Genomic DNA, 16,413 nt, shown 5'->3' with positions numbered 1-16,413 from the left:
CCGAGCGACCCGCATGTGCGAGCCTCCCTGGCGGAGGCGTCGGTCTGGAGTGCCTACGCGGTGGATCTGCGGAGGTTTCTCAATGCGGCAATCGAGGCATGTGGAGCTGACCGTCTTGAGGTCAGCGAGTTGCTTGTCAGTCAACCGCTTCCTGACCGGTACTGGAAGCTCCGCAACGGGATGCAGGCCAACGCGGCAGAGGCGATAGATCTCGCCGAGCGAATGGCGGCTGGGTTCGGACCGTACTGCCGACTGATTACGCCGGGGCGGCTCCGCATCGAGTCGGGATGGGATGGGGCGATCCATCTCTCAATGGATCCGGCGGTAGCCAATGTGCTTACCGGGCTGGCTGGCGACGCACTGTCTCTTGAGTGGCGCCCCGCAGAACAAGATTCTGAGGAGGAACTAAAAATTATCGATGACGCCGTGGATGACGAGTTCTGGAACTCGGTTCGGGTGGCGGCTGATGGGTTAGTGCTCTTGTGTGAGCGCTGGGCGCACGGTGCCTACGGTTGCCGATGGTTCCGGGTGACTGCGGGGAATGTTACAGAGGTGGCACATACGGTACGGGCACGCTCGCTCCTGTGCGTTGCCGCAAACCCGAACCTGCAGCTCGACATGGGGTTGCTGGACGAAGATTTCACTGCGTTCGAAGCCCCTCTCACGCCCGGCCAGCTCATGCACCGCGCCTATCCCGGGGGGGCTGAGAGCCTTGCTGAAGTAACTGACATGGGATTCTCGTTCATGCTGGCTGATGCGGCCTTGTTTGGATGGTGTGCTGTGGTGCCAGATTCTGATGGCGTAGCTAGATCGACATGGGAGAGCCCTGGTAGAGAGTGAGCCTTTTCCAACCTCAGTTCGTGGTGGTGAGGTGGAGGGTGAGGGCTGCCTGGACGAGTTGGGTGACGTGGGTGGTTGAGCAGCGTAGTTTGCGCGGGAGACGCCAGGTTTTCAGTGCGGCGATGGCAGGTTCAACGAGAGCCCGGATCTTCGCGTTGGACCGGTTGACGGCCTGCTGACCTGCGGAGAGCTTCCCCAGACGGTACCTCCCGCTCCTCGGTGGCCCTTGTCCGCCCAGCACGTGATGTCGGCCTCGGCGAGAGCGTTGACGATGCCGTGCTCGCGAGCGGCGCGGACGTTGTGGATCGCGCCCGGCAGGGCCGGTGAGGCCCACAGCAGCCGGCTCTGCCGGGTCCGTGGCGATCTGCACGTTCATGCCGTGCTTCTTGTGCTTGCAGGAGTAGAAAGGCCGGTCCGATCGGTCGGCAGCAGCGTCCGTCCAGCAGTACGAACGCCTTCGACGATGTGACCCGTACTGCTTCGGCGAGGCTGGGAGCGAGTGCGGCCAGGATCTCCACGGCCTCGGTGGCGGACCGGTAGGCAGTCGTGGTTCCGATGCCGAAGCCCGCCGCGAGTTGGGCGTACGGGTGGCCGTGGCGCAGGTGGGCGAGCGCCGGCAGGGCCTGTCGGCCGGCGTTCAGCCGACGCCACCGGCTGCCGATGGCACGGCGGTGTTCACGGAGACGGCGGTGAGGAAACGAAGATGCGAGCTGGACAGGTCCAGTCCGGACGGGTAGACAAGCACGGGAAGCCTCTGGCGGAACGGGTGATCTTGGTCGTGAACCCATCTACCAGGGATTTCACTCGTCCGTCACGCCGACCGCGGGACTGGATCAGCAGGTTGGAAAAGGCTCACTGCCCCGGTTGCGCAAGTGAACGGGTTAGCCCCGGGGGGGGCTGATGCGCAAGCGGCAGACGCGGGAGATGCTGCGGCTGATGGCTGATGGCTGATGGCTGATGGCTGATGGCTGATGGCTGATGGCTGATGGCTGGCGGCGAGGCCGTCGAGCTGACCAGCCGGTTGGCGTCGGTGAAGAAGCTCGTTCGACTCGCCATCACGGCACAGCAGTTCGAGTACGAGTGCGCTGGCATCCGGCAGAGGACGGGCAGCAATGGCGCGTGCTGAAGATGCTGTCGTGCCCGGCCCGAGCGCCCAGGCCCGGGCGGCGCAGAACTGGGCGCAGTACCCGAACGCCGGCGACGGGGTCTCCCGCCAAGTTTGCCGCCCGGCTGACGGCCGCCGGTTTCCTGCCAGTGATGGACGCGGCCGGACAGGTCCGTTACCTGCCGCCGGGGACGCAGGGCTCCGTGCCGGGTCAGGCGCCGATGACGATGTCGATGCCGGGTCACGGCAACCCTTTCGCCGGCCCGTACGCCGCGCCGCAGGCTCCGTACGCCGCCTAGCAGCCCCCGGCGCAGGGGCTGTACGCCCCGCCTGCCCCGGGCCGGTGCGCGCCGCAGCCCGTATCCCCAGCAGAACGCGCCCACTGGCAGCTTCCGCAGCGCCGGTGACCCGGCACGCGACACGGTGCCCGCCCAGCTGCCCTGGGCGGGCACCGTGTCGGGCGAGGGGTGGATGGGTCAGATGGCGCCGAACTCGCCGACGCCGACAGCGGTGACGAAGGCCGCGAAGGAGACCCGGGGGAAGACGAGCGCGGGCCCCTCCGGGGCCTTGCTGTCCCGGACGGGGACGATGCCGGGGTAATTCGCGGCTATCTCCAGGCATTGCTGTGCCGCATCGGAATGTGATGACTTGCACCAGACGGCTCGGCGGAGATCGAGCGGGAAGCGTTCTTCCTTCGAGGTCATCGTGAGATCCCTTCCATGATCTTTTTGATGGCCTCCCGGGAGTCGTCCACGGGAAGCGCGGCGGCGACGATCAACTCGAAGCACGACTCGAACGCCTTCACGTCGTCGGTGCCCTCCACGAAGTAGCCGCCCCGGAGGTTCTCCAGGCTGATCACGGTAGGCCACGGCATCGGGAAGCGGACGACGTGGAAGGGGCCCGCCATCCCGGGGTGCGCGGGGGCGTCCTTCGGCATGATCTGGAGGGTCAGGTTCGGCAGGTCGGTCATGTCGAGCAGGTGACGGAGCTGTTCGCGCATCAGGGTCGGCTGGGCCGCCGACCTGTAGCCGAGTGCGGTCTCATGAATGACGGCCCACAGCTTGAGGGGGCCGGTTGGCCGTGTGCTGTCGGTGAGGATGGCCTGACGTTTCTTGCGCACCTCCGCGAGCGCGGCCACGTCGGCTGGTCCGAGGTGCGGTCCGGTCCCGGCGATGATCTCACGGGCGTACGCGCCGGTCTGGAGGAGACCGGGGATGAGCCCCTGGACGTAGATGTGCGTCGACTCCGCGTCCTCCTCAAGCCCGATGTAGTCCTTGTAGCCGTCGGCGACGACGTTTCCGTATGTCGTCCACCAGCCAGTCTTGTTGGCATCCTGGGCGAGCCCTTCGAGTGCTTTGATCACGTCCGCGTCGGTGACGCCGTACTGGGCCAGGAGCGGGGCCACGTCCTTGACGGGTAGATGCGCTTTGGCGTTCTCGATGCGGCTCAGCTTGCTCGGGTCCCAGCCCATCGCCTCCGAGGCGGCCTCGATCGAGGCGCCGGCCTGGTTGCGCAACCGGCGCAGAGCACCTCCGAGGCGGCGTCGGCGGACTGTCGGAACGAGACGGACGGTCGCCATCTGAATCTGCCCTCCGTGGGGTCAACTCGGGTACGGCTCGGGCTGGCTGGCCCGTGCGAAGGGGTCCTCGGATGCGCTTCCGGGTGCAGTGTGCCCGGTGTCAGGGTCGCAGGTCCACAGCACGTGTGTTCTGTCTTTGCGGATTTGAATTCCAAACTTGCAGCCATCGCTTCCATGGGTGCACTCTGACGTCTCGTGAGCGCGCCGTGCCGGAAAGTAACCGGCCGCGTATGGCGTCACTCCGTCCCGCCCCAGAATCGAGGCCGCGATGACCCACCAGATGTCCCGTGAACAATCGCCCCTGCTCCCGCTGACCGGCACTGCCCCCGGCTACACGCAGGCCCTCGCCCTGATCCCCGAGTCCGCCGCGCTCGCCCGGTGCAGTGTCCGGACCACACTCGCCTGCTGGGGGCTGGAGGAACTGGCCGACAGCGCTCAGGTGATCGCGAGCGAGTTGGTCACCAATGCCGTGCTGCACGGCCGTCCGGCCACAGCGACTGCCGAGGAGCCGGGCTGGTGCCGGCTGACGGTGGAGCGTCCGGCGGTGGGGGTGGTGTGGGTGACCGTGGCCGACTCCTCGCCTCGTCCTCCCGTACAGCGGGCAGCCGCCCCCGAGGCCGAGACCGGCCGGGGGCTCACGGTTATCGAAGGGCTCGCGGCCCGCCTCACCGTGCGGATGGAGCGGAACGGCAAGTCCATCCAGGCGGAACTGACACTCCGGGACCTCTCATCCGTGTTCCCCGGAGGGTGAGAGCAACGTTCCCCACCGGTCACCCGCAGCCACAGTCATGAAACGCGGTCTCCCTACCTTCGAAAGACCGAGTCCAAGGAGCGTGGAGGCGTCATGGCGGCAGGTCGCTGGATCGAGCACTGGGAACCCGAGGACGAGACCTTCTGGGAGCGGACCGGGGCGCGGATCGCCAACCGGAATCTGCTCTTCTCGGTGCTCTCCGAGCACATCGGGTTCTCCGTGTGGACCCTGTGGTCCGTGCTCGTGCTGTTCATGGGGCCGGAGTACGGGCTCACCCCCGCCGACAAGTTCCTGCTGACGTCGGTGGTGACGCTGGTCGGGGCCGTCGTGCGGGTTCCCTACACGTTCGCTGTCGCGATCTTCGGCGGGCGGAACTGGACGATCATCTCGGCCAGTCTGCTGCTGGTGCCGACCATCGCCGCGTTCGTGGTGATGGAGCCCGGGACGTCGTTCTCGACGTTCCTGCTCGTCGGCCTGCTGGCCGGCATCGGCGGCGGCAACTTCGCCTCCTCCATGACCAACATCAACGCCTTCTTCCCGCTGCGGAAGAAGGGCTGGGCGCTCGGCATGAACGCCGGCGGCGGCAACATCGGGGTGCCGGTCATCCAGCTGGCCGCGCTCGCCATCATCGGGGCGAGCGGCGGGCCGCGGGTGCTGCTGGGCATCTACATCCCGCTGATCGTCGTGGCCGCCGTGCTCTCCGCGGTCTTCATGGACAACATCGCGTCCGTGAAGAACGACACCGGCGCCGCCAAGGACGCCGCCCGCGACCGGCACACCTGGATCATGGCCTTCCTGTACGTCGGGACCTTCGGGTCGTTCATCGGGTACTCGTTCGCCTTCGGGCAGGTGCTCCAGAGCGGGTTCGGGCGGACGCCGCTGGAGGCCGCGTACGTCACCTTCATCGGGCCGCTGCTCGGCTCCCTCATCCGGCCCGTCGGCGGGAAGCTCGCCGACAAGTACGGCGGCGCGAAGATCACGCTGTGGAACTACGTCGCCATGGGCGCCGCCACCGCCGTACTCATCGTCGCCAGCATGCGGGACTCGCTCGGCCTGTTCGTCAGCGCCTTCGTCGTGCTCTTCGTGCTCAGCGGACTCGGCAACGGGTCCACCTTCAAGATGATCCCCGGCATCTTCCAGGCCAAGGCCGAGGCCAAGGGGCTCACCGGTGAGGCCGCCGCCGCCTACGGACGGCGGCTGTCCGGGGCGTCGATGGGGCTCATCGGGGCGGTGGGCGCGCTCGGCGGCGTCGGGATCAACCTCGCCTTCCGGCAGTCCTTCCTCTCCTACGGCTCCGGCACCGGCGCCTTCGTCGCCTTCCTCGCCTTCTACGCCGCCTGCTTCGCGCTCACCTGGGCGGTATACCTTCGGCGCCAGGGCGCCCCGGTCGCCGGACCGGCCGCCCCCACGGAGGAGAACGCGCAGCTCAGCTACTCCAACGTATGACGTAACACTGGTGACATACAGCCGAACCGAGCCTGTCACGAGCCGTTGACAGGCTCGGTCGGCACGATGGGCGCCGGCAGGAACACGCGGGGCAGGAACAAGCGGGACGAGGCCATGGACGACGTACAGCGACAGATCGACGACCACGGACCCCTGGCCGGCTTCACCGTCGGCGTGACCGCCGCCCGCCGCGCCGACGAGCTGGGCGCGCTGCTGACCCGGCGCGGCGCGGCCGTCCTGCACGCCCCGGCGATCCGGATCGTGCCGCTCGCCGACGACAGTGAGCTGCTGGCCGCGACGAAGGAGCTGATCGACCAGGCACCGGACGTGGTGGTCGCCACCACCGCCATCGGGTTCCGCGGCTGGGTCGAGGCCGCCGAGGGCTGGGGGCTGGGCGAGGCGCTGGTGGAGCGGCTGCGCACGGTGGAGCTGCTGGCCCGCGGGCCCAAGGTCAAGGGCGCGGTACGGGCCGCCGGGCTGACCGAGGAGTGGTCGCCGTCCTCCGAGTCGATGGCGGAGGTGCTCGACCGGCTCCTGGAGGAGGGGGTCGACGGGCGCCGGATCGCTGTCCAGCTGCACGGGGAGCCGCTGCCCGGGTTCGTGGAGTCGCTGCGGGCGGGCGGGGCCGAGGTGGTCGGCGTGCCCGTGTACCGGTGGATGCCGCCGGAGGACATCGGCCCCGTCGACCGGCTGCTGGACGCCGCCGTCTCCCGCGGCCTGGACGCGATCACCTTCACCAGCGCGCCCGCCGCCGCCGCCCTGCTCTCCCGCGCCGACGAACGCGGGCTGCTGCCCGAACTGCTCACCGCCTTCGGCCACGACGTGCTCTCCGCCTGCGTCGGCCCGGTCACCGCGCTGCCGCTCCAGTCCCGCGGCATTGACACGATCCAGCCGGAGCGGTTCCGGCTCGGGCCGCTGGTGCAGTTGCTCTGCCGCGAACTGCCGGCCCGGGCCCGGGTGCTGCCGGTCGCCGGGCACCGGGTGGAGATCCGCGGGCACGCCGTGCTGGTGGACGGCGCGCTGAAACCCGTACCGCCGGCCGGGATGTCGCTGCTGCGGACCCTGTCGAGGCGGCCGGGCTGGGTGGTGCCCCGCGCCGAACTGCTGCGCGCGCTGCCGGGGGCCGGCCGCGACGAGCACGCCGTCGAGACGGCGATGGCCCGGCTGCGCACCGCCCTGGGCACGCCCAAGTTGATCCAGACCGTCGTCAAACGCGGCTACCGGCTCGCCCTGGACCCGTCGGCCGAGACCAAGTACGACGCCTAGCCGGTACGGGGGGTTCCGGCTGCCGGTGCGGGCAGGCACTGTGGGAGGACGGTTCCCCCAGTCGTGCAGCCCAGGTGGTGACAGGAACATGGCGCGTTTCGACACCGGACGACCCTGCCTGGATCTCCTCACCACCTCCCATCCCGCCGAACACCTGGACTCGGTCGCGGCCCTGTGCGGCTGGATCGCCGCCGCCGGGCTGGTCCCGCCGGGCACCCGGCTGGACCACGCCGACCCCTGCTGGCTCGCCGCCTTCCGGGAACTGCGCGCCCGCACCGGGCGGCTGGTCCGGGACCGGCTCACCCCGGGGGCCCGTCCCCACCCGCAGGCCCTCGCCCACGTCAACGACCTGGCCCGCGCCGCGCCCCCGGCGCCCCGGGCGGTGCCCGCGGAAGGGGGCGTGCTGGTACGGGAGTTGGCGGAGCCGCCGGAGTGCGCGGCCCTGCTCGGGGCGCTCGCCCGGGACGCGGTGGACCTGCTCACCGATCCGGTCGCGCGGGCCGGGCTGCGGCAGTGCGAGGGGGACGGCTGCCCGATCGTGTACCTGGACACCTCGCGGGGCCGGCGCCGGCGCTGGTGCTCCAGTGAGGTGTGCGGCAATCGGGAGCGGGTCGCCCGGCATCGGCGGCGGGTCGCCGCGGTGGCCCGGGCGTGAGTGGGTTGAGTCCCCCTTACGGGGCGCTCAGGTGAGCCCAGCGCGGCCCCGACGAGGCTGAGGTGAGTCCGGGCGGGCCAGTTGCCGGTGGCGAGGGTGAGGAGCCGGCGCGGCGGCGTGAGCGGGCGGTGTTCGGCATGGCGTACTCCCTTGCGCAGGACCGGAGTTGGCCTGACCCCACGACGGCCCGGCGCCCCCGCCCCGGCATGAGTACCCGAACCCACTCGCCGTGGGCCGCCCGGCGGATTTCTGTCCCCCGCCTTTGAACACCCCACCCTCCCCGTCCGTACCGAATGGACGAGCGACCGACTCGGGGGAACCCCCGGACACCGGAGGTGGGCGTGCGCAAGGATCCCGTCGTGGCCAAGGAACGCGGTACGAGGGCCCGACATCGGATGTCCGCCCGGTCGTCCTCGGAACCCGACGAGGAACTGATGCGCGCGCTGTACCGGGAACACGCCGGACCCCTGCTGGCGTATGTGCTGCGGCTGGTCGCGGGGGACCGGCAGCGCGCCGAGGACGTCGTGCAGGAGACGCTCATCCGGGCCTGGAAGAACGCCGGTTCGCTCAATCGGGCGACCGGATCGGTACGCCCCTGGCTGGTGACGGTCGCCCGGCGCATCGTCATCGACGGCCATCGCAGCCGGCAGGCCCGGCCGCAGGAGGTCGATCCGTCGCCGCTGGAGGTCATCCCCGCGGAGGACGAGATCGACAAGGCGCTGTGGCTGATGACGCTGTCGGACGCGCTCGACGACCTGACCCCGGCCCACCGGGAAGTACTCGTCGAGACGTACTTCAAAGGGCGTACCGTCAATGAGGCGGCCGAGACCCTGGGCATACCGAGCGGCACGGTCCGCTCCCGGGTGTTCTACGCCCTGCGATCGATGAAGCTGGCACTGGAGGAGCGGGGGGTGACGGCGTGACGAACGGGGTTCACGGGGGATCTCGGGGGTTCGGTGCGGGAGGTCCGGGTATGGCTGGCCCCATGCGGGAGTCTCCGGTGCCCAGCGAGCACGAGACCGTGGGCGCCTACGCCCTCGGCATTCTCGACGACGCCGAGGCGTCCGCCTTCGAACGGCATCTGGCCGGCTGCGAGTGGTGCGCCCAGCAGCTCGACGAACTGGCCGGCATGGAACCGATGATGGCCGCGCTGGCCGGGCTGCCGGGCGGGGTGGGCACCCCCGCGCTCGGCGAGTCGCTCTCCGCCCGGCCCGCGCCCCGGGTGGCGGAGAAACTCGTCGACGAGGTCGCCGAGCGCCGCGCCCGCAAGAAGCGCCGCAACCTGTACCTGGTGGGCACCGCCGCCGCGCTGATCGTCGGCGGCCCGTTCGCCGCCGTGGCCACCACCAGCGGCGGCGACGAGGGCCGGACCGCCGAGGTGCGCAGCAGTGCCGCCCCGGCCCAGGAGGCGTTCGGCGACATGACCGACCGGGTCAGCGCCACCGACCCGGACACCGAGGTCAGCGCGACCGTGGCGGTGGAGAAGAAGGCGTGGGGCACGCACGCGGTGCTGGAGCTGAAGAACGTCAAGGGGCCGGAGAAGTGCGCGCTGATCGCGGTCGGCAAGAACGGCGAGCGCGAGACGGTCACGTCGTGGTCGGTCCCGGAGTGGGGCTACGGCATCCCGGACGCCACCACCGACAAGGCCAAACAGCCGCTCTACGTGCACGGCGGCGCCGCCTTCGAACCGAACCAGATCGACCACTTCGAGGTCATGACCTTCGGCGGCGAACGGCTGGTCGAGGTCGACGCGTAGCTTCACCGGCCCCCTTCGCGTACGGTTGACGGCTGCCCAGCACGTCAGAAGGGGGCCCGGTGGCCGCACAGGCGCAACAGGATTCGGCCGTCGACTCGGACAGAACCCAGGATTCTGTCCGAGAGCGGGAGATCAGCGGGGAGCAGGCGCACCTGGACCGGGTGTACCGCCGTCTTGAGGAGAAGATCCACGAGGCCGAGTTCCTCATGAACGACGCCGCCCAGCGCGGCCAGGTCGGCACGCCCGGCGCGCTGGCCGAGCGGGACGCCCAGGTCTTCCGGGCGGGCGTCCACCTCAACCGGCTGAACAACGAGTTCGAGGACTTCCTCTTCGGCCGCATCGACCTGCTGCGGGGCAAGGACGGCAAGAAGGGCCCGGACGGCGCCTACACCGCCGTGGAGCCCGCCGAGGGGGCGGTACGCCCGGACGGCACCGCCGACATCGCCGAGACCCTGCACATCGGCCGGATCGGCGTCCTGGACGCCGAGTACGCGCCGCTGGTCATCGACTGGCGGGCGCCGGCCGCCGCGCCGTTCTACCGGTCCACGCCGGTGGACCCGGGGCGGGTCGTGCGCCGGCGCGTGATCCGCTCCAAGGGGCGCCGGGTGCTCGGCGTCGAGGACGACCTGATGCGCCCCGAGATCAAGGCGTACCTGGACGGCGGCGAACTGGCCGTGCTCGGCGACGGCGCCCTGATGGCCGCGCTCGGCCAGGCCCGGACCCACTCCATGCGGGACATCGTCGCCTCCATCCAGGCCGAGCAGGACCTCGTCATCCGCGCCCCCGCCGCCTCCGTCACCTACGTCGAGGGCGGCCCCGGCACCGGCAAGACCGCCGTCGCCCTGCACCGGGCGGCGTACCTGCTCTACCAGGACCGGCGCCGGTACGCGGGCGGCATCCTGATCGTCTCCCCGACCCCGCTCCTGGTGTCGTACACCGAGGGCGTGCTGCCCTCCCTCGGCGAGGAGGGCCAGGTCGCCATCCGGGCCATCGGCTCCCTGTTCGACGGCGCCGAGGCCACCCTCTACGACTCCCCGGCCACCGCCCGCGCCAAGGGCTCGGCGCGGATGCTGAAGGTGCTGCGCCGGGCCGCGCGCGGCGCCCTGGAGCTGAACGATCCGGCGGCCCGGCTGCGGGTGGTCGCCTTCGGCCGCCGGCTGGAGCTGGCGGCCGCGGAGCTGGCCGGCCTCCGGCAGACCGCCCTCGGCGGCACCGCGCCGGTCAACCTGCTGCGCCCGCGCGCCCGCAAGCTGCTGCTGGACGCCCTGTGGGCCCAGTCCGGCGCCGCCACCCGGCACACCGACCCGGAGCTCGCCGCCGAGCTGCGCTCCTCCTTCGACGAGGACGTCTCGGCGGAGGACCCCTTCATCGCCTTCCTGGACGCCTGGTGGCCGGAGCTGACGCCCGCCTCGGTGCTGGCCGCGATGGCCGACGAGCGACGCCTTGGCCGCTGGGCGCGCCGGGTGCTCAACCCGGGCGAGGTGCGCAAGGTGGCCCGCTCGCTGCGGCGCGAGGGCCACTCGGTGCACGACATCGCGCTGCTCGACGAGCTCCAGGCGATCCTGGGCGCCCCGGCCCGCCCCCGCAAGCGCCGGGACCTGGACCCGCTGGACCAGCTCACCGGCCTGGAGGAGCTGATGCCGCAGCGCGAGGAGACCCGGCGCGAGCGGGCCGAGCGGCTGGCCGAGGAGCGCACCGAGTACGCGCACGTCATCGTCGACGAGGCGCAGGACCTGACACCGATGCAGTGGCGGATGGTCGGCCGCCGCGGCCGGCACGCCACCTGGACGGTGGTCGGCGACCCCGCGCAGTCCTCCTGGTCCGACCCGGACGAGGCGGCGGCCGCCCGCGACGAGGCGCTGGGCACCCGGCCGCGCCGCCGCTTCGAACTGACGGTGAACTACCGCAACCCCGCCGAGATCGCCGAACTGGCGGCCCGGGTGCTGGCCCTGGCGATGCCCGGCGCCGAGTCCCCGAAGGCGGTCCGCTCCACCGGCCTCGAACCGCGCTTCGCCGTCGTCCGCGGCTCGCTCGCCGAGACGGTCCGGGCGGAGGCCGCCCGGCTCCTGGCGCGGGTCGACGGCACGGTCGGTGTCGTCGTCGCCATGAACCGCCGCGAGGAGGCCCGCAGATGGCTGGCCCCGCTCGGGGAGAGGGTGGTGGCGCTCGGCAGTCTGGAGGCCAAGGGTCTGGAGTACGACGCCACCGTGGTGGTCTCCCCGGCCGAGATCGCCGACGAGTCGCCCGCCGGGCTGCGGGTGCTCTACGTCGCCCTGACCCGGGCCACCCAGCAGCTCACGGTGGTCTCCGGGGAGCGGGACGAGCCGGACGCGGCCGGCCTGCCGGACCTGCTGCGCGACTGACGCCGGCATGAGGCGAGGCCCGCACCGTCGCCGGTGCGGGCCTCGCGTCTTTTTACGTCTAAGTGACACCGACCCGCCATGCTCGCCTCGCGGCAAGTGGTCGCTCGTAGCGACGTAGGTTGGGCCCGGGGGCTTGGATCGGGCCGGTGCCACGTCCAAGGTAACAAACGATCCCCGCAAGACAATTCCCGTCCCGGGGTTCTCTTTCCCCGGACCGCGAGTTCTCGTACGCTTCTCGTATGGTGGAACCGGTTTTCCGAAACCAGGGGCGGCTACCGCGTACTCCGGGGTAGGTGCGACCATCGGACGGCACAACCAAGCGACACGCGACACGCGACACGGTAAAAGCAGAAGGAAGTCGGCCATGGCTACGGCGCCCAGCGTCTCCTACTCGATGACCATCAGGCTGGAGGTGCCCGCGAGCGGAACCGCCGTCTCGCAGCTCACCACCGCGGTGGAGTCCTCCGGAGGCTCGGTGACCGGCCTCGACGTCACGGCGTCCGGTCACGAGAAGCTCCGCATCGACGTCACCATCGCCGCCTCCTCCACCTCGCACGCCGACGAGATCGTGCAGGAACTGCGCGGCATCGAGGGCGTCACCCTGGGCAAGGTCTCCGACCGTACGTTCCTGATGCACCTCGGCGGCAAGATCGAGATGCAGTCCAAGCACCCCATCCGCAACCGTGACGACCTGTCCATGGTCTACACCCCGGGCGTCGCCCGGGTGTGCATGGCGATCGCGGAGAACCCCGAGGACGCCCGCCGCCTGACCATCAAGCGCAACTCCGTCGCGGTGGTCACGGACGGCTCGGCCGTCCTCGGCCTCGGCAACATCGGCCCGAAGGCCGCGCTGCCGGTGATGGAGGGCAAGGCGGCCCTGTTCAAGCGGTTCGCCGGCATCGACGCCTGGCCGATCTGCCTGGACACCCAGGACACCGACGCGATCGTGGAGATCGTCAAGGCCATCGCCCCGGGCTTCGCCGGCATCAACCTGGAGGACATCTCCGCGCCGCGCTGCTTCGAGATCGAGGCCCGGCTGCGCGAGGCCCTGGACATCCCGGTCTTCCACGACGACCAGCACGGCACCGCGATCGTCGTGCTCGCCGCCCTCACCAACGCCCTGCGGGTGGTCGGCAAGGGCATCGAGAACGTGCGGGTGGTGATGTCCGGCGCGGGCGCGGCCGGCACCGCCATCCTGAAGCTGCTGCTGGCCGCCGGGGTGAAGAACGCGGTCGTCGCCGACATCCACGGTGTCGTGCACGCCGGCCGCGAGGACCTGGTGGACGCCGCCCCCGGCTCGGCGCTGCGCTGGATCGCCGACAACACCAACCCCGAGGGCCTCACCGGCACCCTGAAGGAGGCCGTGCGCGACGCCGACGTCTTCATCGGCGTCTCCGCCCCGAACGTCCTGGACGGCGACGACGTGGCCGCGATGGCGGACGGCGCGATCGTCTTCGCGCTGGCCAACCCGGACCCCGAGGTCGACCCCGCCGTCGCCCGCCGGACGGCCGCCGTGGTCGCCACCGGCCGCTCCGACTTCCCGAACCAGATCAACAACGTGCTGGTCTTCCCGGGCGTCTTCCGCGGCCTGCTGGACGCCCAGTCCCGCACGGTCAACACCGAGATGATGCTGGCCGCCGCGACCGCCCTGGCGGACGTGGTGACCGAGGACGAGCTGAACCCGAACTACATCGTCCCCTCCGTCTTCAACGACAAGGTCGCCGGTGCCGTCGCCGGCGCGGTGCGGGACGCGGCGAAGGCGGCGGGCGCCACCGTCGCCTAGCGCGGGTGTGCGCCGGCTGTGAGGATCACCACGGTCTTCCCGGGCCGTCGACGGTCCTCACCCGGCGCGTCGCTTCACCGGCACCCCGCGGCGGTCCTTTAGGGTGGGCGGCCGTGCCCGGGCAGTCTCTTCGTGTGACTCCCAAGGGTGTTCTCGTGACTCCTGCGGGTGCCGGATTGGCTTTACCGCCGCAGGTAGAGGCAGGATGCCTCCCTGGGCGCGTGGGTCTGGCGACGGACCTGCCCAACATGCGGCTACGCCGCGTGCCACGCCTCAACGGCAAGAAGAACACGGGAGTAACAACATGAACCGCAGTGAGCTGGTGGCCGCGCTGGCCGACCGTGCCGAGGTGACCCGCAAGGACGCCGACGCCGTACTGGCCGCGTTCGCCGAGGTCGTCGGCGACATCGTCTCCAAGGGCGACGAGAAGGTCACCGTCCCCGGCTTCCTGACCTTCGAGCGCACCCACCGTGCCGCTCGTACCGCCCGCAACCCGCAGACCGGCGAGCCGATCCAGATCCCGGCCGGTTACAGCGTGAAGGTCTCCGCGGGCTCCAAGCTGAAGGAAGCCGCCAAGGGCAAGTGACCCCGCCGTACGTCCGTCACCGCACGGCGTACAAGGCGTAGAGACGCCGAAGGGGCGGCCACCTCCGGGTGGCCGCCCCTTCGCGTACCGGTCAGCCCAGTGCCTTGCCCGGCAGTTCCACCTTCGCGCCCAGTTCCACGAGCTTCTCCATGAAGTTCTCGTAGCCCCGGTTGATCAGGTCGATGCCGTGCACCCGGGAGGTGCCCTGGGCGGCCAGCGCCGCGATCAGGTACGAGAAGCCGCCGCGCAGGTCGGGGATGACCAGGTCGGCGCCCTCCAGGCGGGTCGGTCCGGAGACGACCGCCGAGTGCAGGAAGTTGCGCTGGCCGAAGCGGCAGTCGGAGCCGCCCAGGCACTCCCGGTAGAGCTGGATGTGCGCGCCCATCTGGTTGAGCGCCGAGGTGAAGCCGAGCCGGGACTCGTAGACCGTCTCGTGCACGATGGACAGGCCGGTGGCCTGGGTGAGCGCCACCACCAGCGGCTGCTGCCAGTCGGTCTGGAAGCCGGGGTGCACGTCCGTCTCCAGGGCGATGGACTTCAGCCGGCCGCCCGGGTGCCAGAACCGGATGCCCTCGTCGTCGATCTCGAAGGCGCCGCCCACCTTGCGGAAGGTGTTCAGGAACGTCATCATCGAGCGCTGCTGGGCGCCGCGGACGTAGACGTTCCCCTCGGTCGCCAGCGCCGCCGACGCCCAGGAGGCGGCCTCCAGGCGGTCCGCGAGGGCGTGGTGGTTGTAGCCGCCCAGCTCGTCCACGCCGGTGATCCGGATGGTCCGGTCGGTGTCCATCGCGATGATCGCGCCCATTTTCTGCAGTACGCAGATCAGGTCCTCGATCTCCGGCTCGACGGCCGCGTTGGACAGCTCCGTGACGCCCTCCGCGAGCACCGCCGTCAGCAGCACCTGCTCGGTGGCGCCGACCGACGGGTACGGCAGCCGGATCTTGGTGCCGCGCAGCCGCTGCGGGGCCTCCAGGTACTGCCCGTCCGCCCGCTTCTCGATGGTCGCGCCGAATTGCCGCAGCACGTCGAAGTGGAAGTCGATGGGCCGCCCGCCGATGTCGCAGCCGCCCAGGCCCGGGATGAAGGCGTGGCCCAGGCGGTGCAGCAGCGGGCCGCAGAACAGGATCGGGATGCGGCTGGAGCCCGCGTGCGCGTCGATGTCGGCGACGTTGGCGCTCTCCACATGGGTCGGGTCGAGCACCAGCTCACCCGGTTCGTCGCCCGGACGGACCGTCACCCCGTGCAGTTGCAGCAGGCCGCGTACGACCCGCACGTCGCGGATGTCCGGCACATTGCGCAGCCGGCTCGGCGCGCTGCCGAGGAGCGCGGCCACCATGGCCTTCGGTACGAGGTTCTTCGCACCGCGGACACGGATCTCGCCCTCCAGCGGGGTCCCGCCGTGGACAAGCAGTACGTCATCAGCGCCGTTGACGGTCATGAATCTCGCGTTCCGTTGGGGTGGGGCAGGGGCCAGAAGGGAAAGGGTAATGGTCCATCGGCCGGGGGCCGTAAGCCCAGGACCGCACAGGCACTTCATGGTTCTGTCACAACACGAACGGTGCACCGCCGGGCACATGGGGTCACGGCGGACGGGCGTGCGACGGGGCGTGCCGGGGTGCCGCCTGAGCTGCGTTCACTCCGGTGCCCCCGATTGCCTCCCCACCGCGGCGCAGGATGCGGGATCATGTCAGGCATGACCGAGGTGTCCTCGCTCACAGGGCGGCTGCTCGTGGCCACACCCGCCCTGGCGGACCCGAACTTCGAACGTGCGGTGGTGCTGCTCCTCGACCACGACGAGGAGGGCTCCCTCGGTGTCGTCCTCAACCGCCCGACCCCGGTCGGGGTGGGCGACATCCTGGACGGCTGGGCGGAGCTGGCCGGCGACCCCGGCGTCGTCTTCCAGGGCGGTCCGGTCTCCCTGGACTCCGCGCTCGGCGTGGCCGTGGTGCCCGGCGACGGCGACGGCGGCGACCCGCTGGGCTGGCGCCGGGTGCACGGCGCGATCGGCCTGGTCGACCTGGAGGCGCCGCCGGAACTGCTGGCCCGGGCGGTCGGCTCGCTGCGGATCTTCGCCGGGTACGCCGGCTGGGGCCCCGGTCAGCTGGAGGACGAACTGGCCGAGGGCGCCTGGTACGTGGTCGAGTCGGAGCCCGGTGACGTCTCCGCGCCGCTGCCCGAGCGGCTCTGGCGCGAGGTGCTGCGCCGTCAGCGCAGCGAACTGGCGATGGTGGCGACGTACCCGGACGACCCTTCGCTCAACTGAAGCCGGCCCGCTTCAGTACC

At 70.8% G+C, this 16,413-nt stretch carries 15 protein-coding genes and 1 pseudogene; 11 read left to right on the top strand and 5 right to left on the bottom strand.

Translation table 11 applies throughout. From position 1 onward, the window contains the following. Positions 1–60 precede the first annotated feature (60 nt). Entirely contained in the window at positions 61–840 is a 780-nt protein-coding gene (locus AB0G32_RS08180) for a hypothetical protein (RefSeq protein ID WP_361159861.1), read from the top strand. 13 nt (positions 841–853) lie between these two features. Here the strand turns inward: AB0G32_RS08180 and AB0G32_RS08175 are convergent, their stop codons facing one another. From AB0G32_RS08175 to AB0G32_RS08160, 4 genes and pseudogenes are all read right to left on the bottom strand, one after another. Next, a complete protein-coding gene (locus tag AB0G32_RS08175; RefSeq protein ID WP_361159970.1) occupies positions 854–1,384 on the bottom strand; it encodes a transposase family protein in 531 nt (176 codons plus the stop codon). A gap of 7 nt (positions 1,385–1,391) precedes the next feature. Next, positions 1,392–1,628 (bottom strand): annotated as a pseudogene (locus AB0G32_RS08170) (hypothetical protein); the annotation flags it as partial. Between the two features lie 793 nt (positions 1,629–2,421). Next, a complete protein-coding gene (locus tag AB0G32_RS08165) occupies positions 2,422–2,649 on the bottom strand; it encodes a DUF397 domain-containing protein (protein WP_361159858.1) in 228 nt (75 codons plus the stop codon). After that, positions 2,646–3,524 (bottom strand): helix-turn-helix transcriptional regulator, encoded by an 879-nt coding sequence (locus tag AB0G32_RS08160; protein ID WP_361159855.1) that lies wholly within the window; start codon positions 3,522–3,524, stop codon positions 2,646–2,648. The genes AB0G32_RS08165 and AB0G32_RS08160 overlap by 4 nt, the downstream gene beginning before the upstream one ends. Before the next feature lie 268 nt (positions 3,525–3,792). On the opposite strand from AB0G32_RS08160, the gene AB0G32_RS08155 reads away from it, so the two are divergent. From AB0G32_RS08155 to AB0G32_RS08115, 9 genes are all read left to right on the top strand, one after another. Next, a complete protein-coding gene (locus tag AB0G32_RS08155; RefSeq protein ID WP_361159852.1) occupies positions 3,793–4,275 on the top strand; it encodes an ATP-binding protein in 483 nt (160 codons plus the stop codon). 93 nt (positions 4,276–4,368) lie between these two features. Beyond that, positions 4,369–5,721: a nitrate/nitrite transporter gene (locus AB0G32_RS08150; protein ID WP_361159848.1), complete on the top strand. Its 1,353-nt coding sequence runs from the start codon at positions 4,369–4,371 to the stop codon at positions 5,719–5,721. A gap of 114 nt (positions 5,722–5,835) precedes the next feature. Further along, entirely contained in the window at positions 5,836–6,987 is a 1,152-nt protein-coding gene (locus AB0G32_RS08145) for a uroporphyrinogen-III synthase (protein ID WP_361159846.1), read from the top strand. Between the two features lie 88 nt (positions 6,988–7,075). Continuing rightward, a complete protein-coding gene (locus tag AB0G32_RS08140) occupies positions 7,076–7,642 on the top strand; it encodes an ABATE domain-containing protein (RefSeq protein WP_361159843.1) in 567 nt (188 codons plus the stop codon). Between the two features lie 335 nt (positions 7,643–7,977). Then, positions 7,978–8,565 (top strand): sigma-70 family RNA polymerase sigma factor, encoded by a 588-nt coding sequence (locus tag AB0G32_RS08135; RefSeq protein WP_361159840.1) that lies wholly within the window; start codon positions 7,978–7,980, stop codon positions 8,563–8,565. 62 nt (positions 8,566–8,627) lie between these two features. Next, positions 8,628–9,398 carry a zf-HC2 domain-containing protein gene (locus tag AB0G32_RS08130; protein WP_361159837.1) on the top strand — a complete coding sequence of 257 codons (771 nt, stop codon included), beginning with the start codon at positions 8,628–8,630 and terminating at the stop codon, positions 9,396–9,398. A gap of 59 nt (positions 9,399–9,457) precedes the next feature. Continuing rightward, a complete protein-coding gene (locus AB0G32_RS08125) occupies positions 9,458–11,761 on the top strand; it encodes a UvrD-helicase domain-containing protein (RefSeq protein WP_361159834.1) in 2,304 nt (767 codons plus the stop codon). Between the two features lie 364 nt (positions 11,762–12,125). Further along, positions 12,126–13,544 carry an NAD-dependent malic enzyme gene (locus AB0G32_RS08120; protein ID WP_361159831.1) on the top strand — a complete coding sequence of 473 codons (1,419 nt, stop codon included), beginning with the start codon at positions 12,126–12,128 and terminating at the stop codon, positions 13,542–13,544. A gap of 304 nt (positions 13,545–13,848) precedes the next feature. After that, positions 13,849–14,130, top strand: coding sequence for an HU family DNA-binding protein (locus AB0G32_RS08115; protein WP_004987462.1), 282 nt, complete (start codon positions 13,849–13,851; stop codon positions 14,128–14,130). Positions 14,131–14,221: 91 nt separating this feature from the next. Here AB0G32_RS08115 and murA read toward each other — a convergent pair whose 3' ends face one another. Beyond that, on the bottom strand, positions 14,222–15,568 hold the full coding sequence (gene murA / locus AB0G32_RS08110; protein WP_361159828.1) for a UDP-N-acetylglucosamine 1-carboxyvinyltransferase: 1,347 nt from the start codon (positions 15,566–15,568) through the stop codon (positions 14,222–14,224). A gap of 255 nt (positions 15,569–15,823) precedes the next feature. Between murA and AB0G32_RS08105 the strand changes: the two genes are divergently transcribed. Then, positions 15,824–16,393, top strand: a complete 570-nt coding sequence (locus AB0G32_RS08105; protein WP_361159825.1) for a YqgE/AlgH family protein — start codon at positions 15,824–15,826, stop codon at positions 16,391–16,393. The last annotated feature ends 20 nt before the right edge of the window (positions 16,394–16,413 follow it).

Source organism: Streptomyces sp. NPDC023723 (genome assembly GCF_040639815.1).
Classification (GTDB): Bacteria; Actinomycetota; Actinomycetes; order Streptomycetales; family Streptomycetaceae; genus Streptomyces.
The sequence above is the reverse complement of the archived record's forward strand: the minus strand, read 5'-3'. Positions and strand labels throughout refer to the sequence as shown.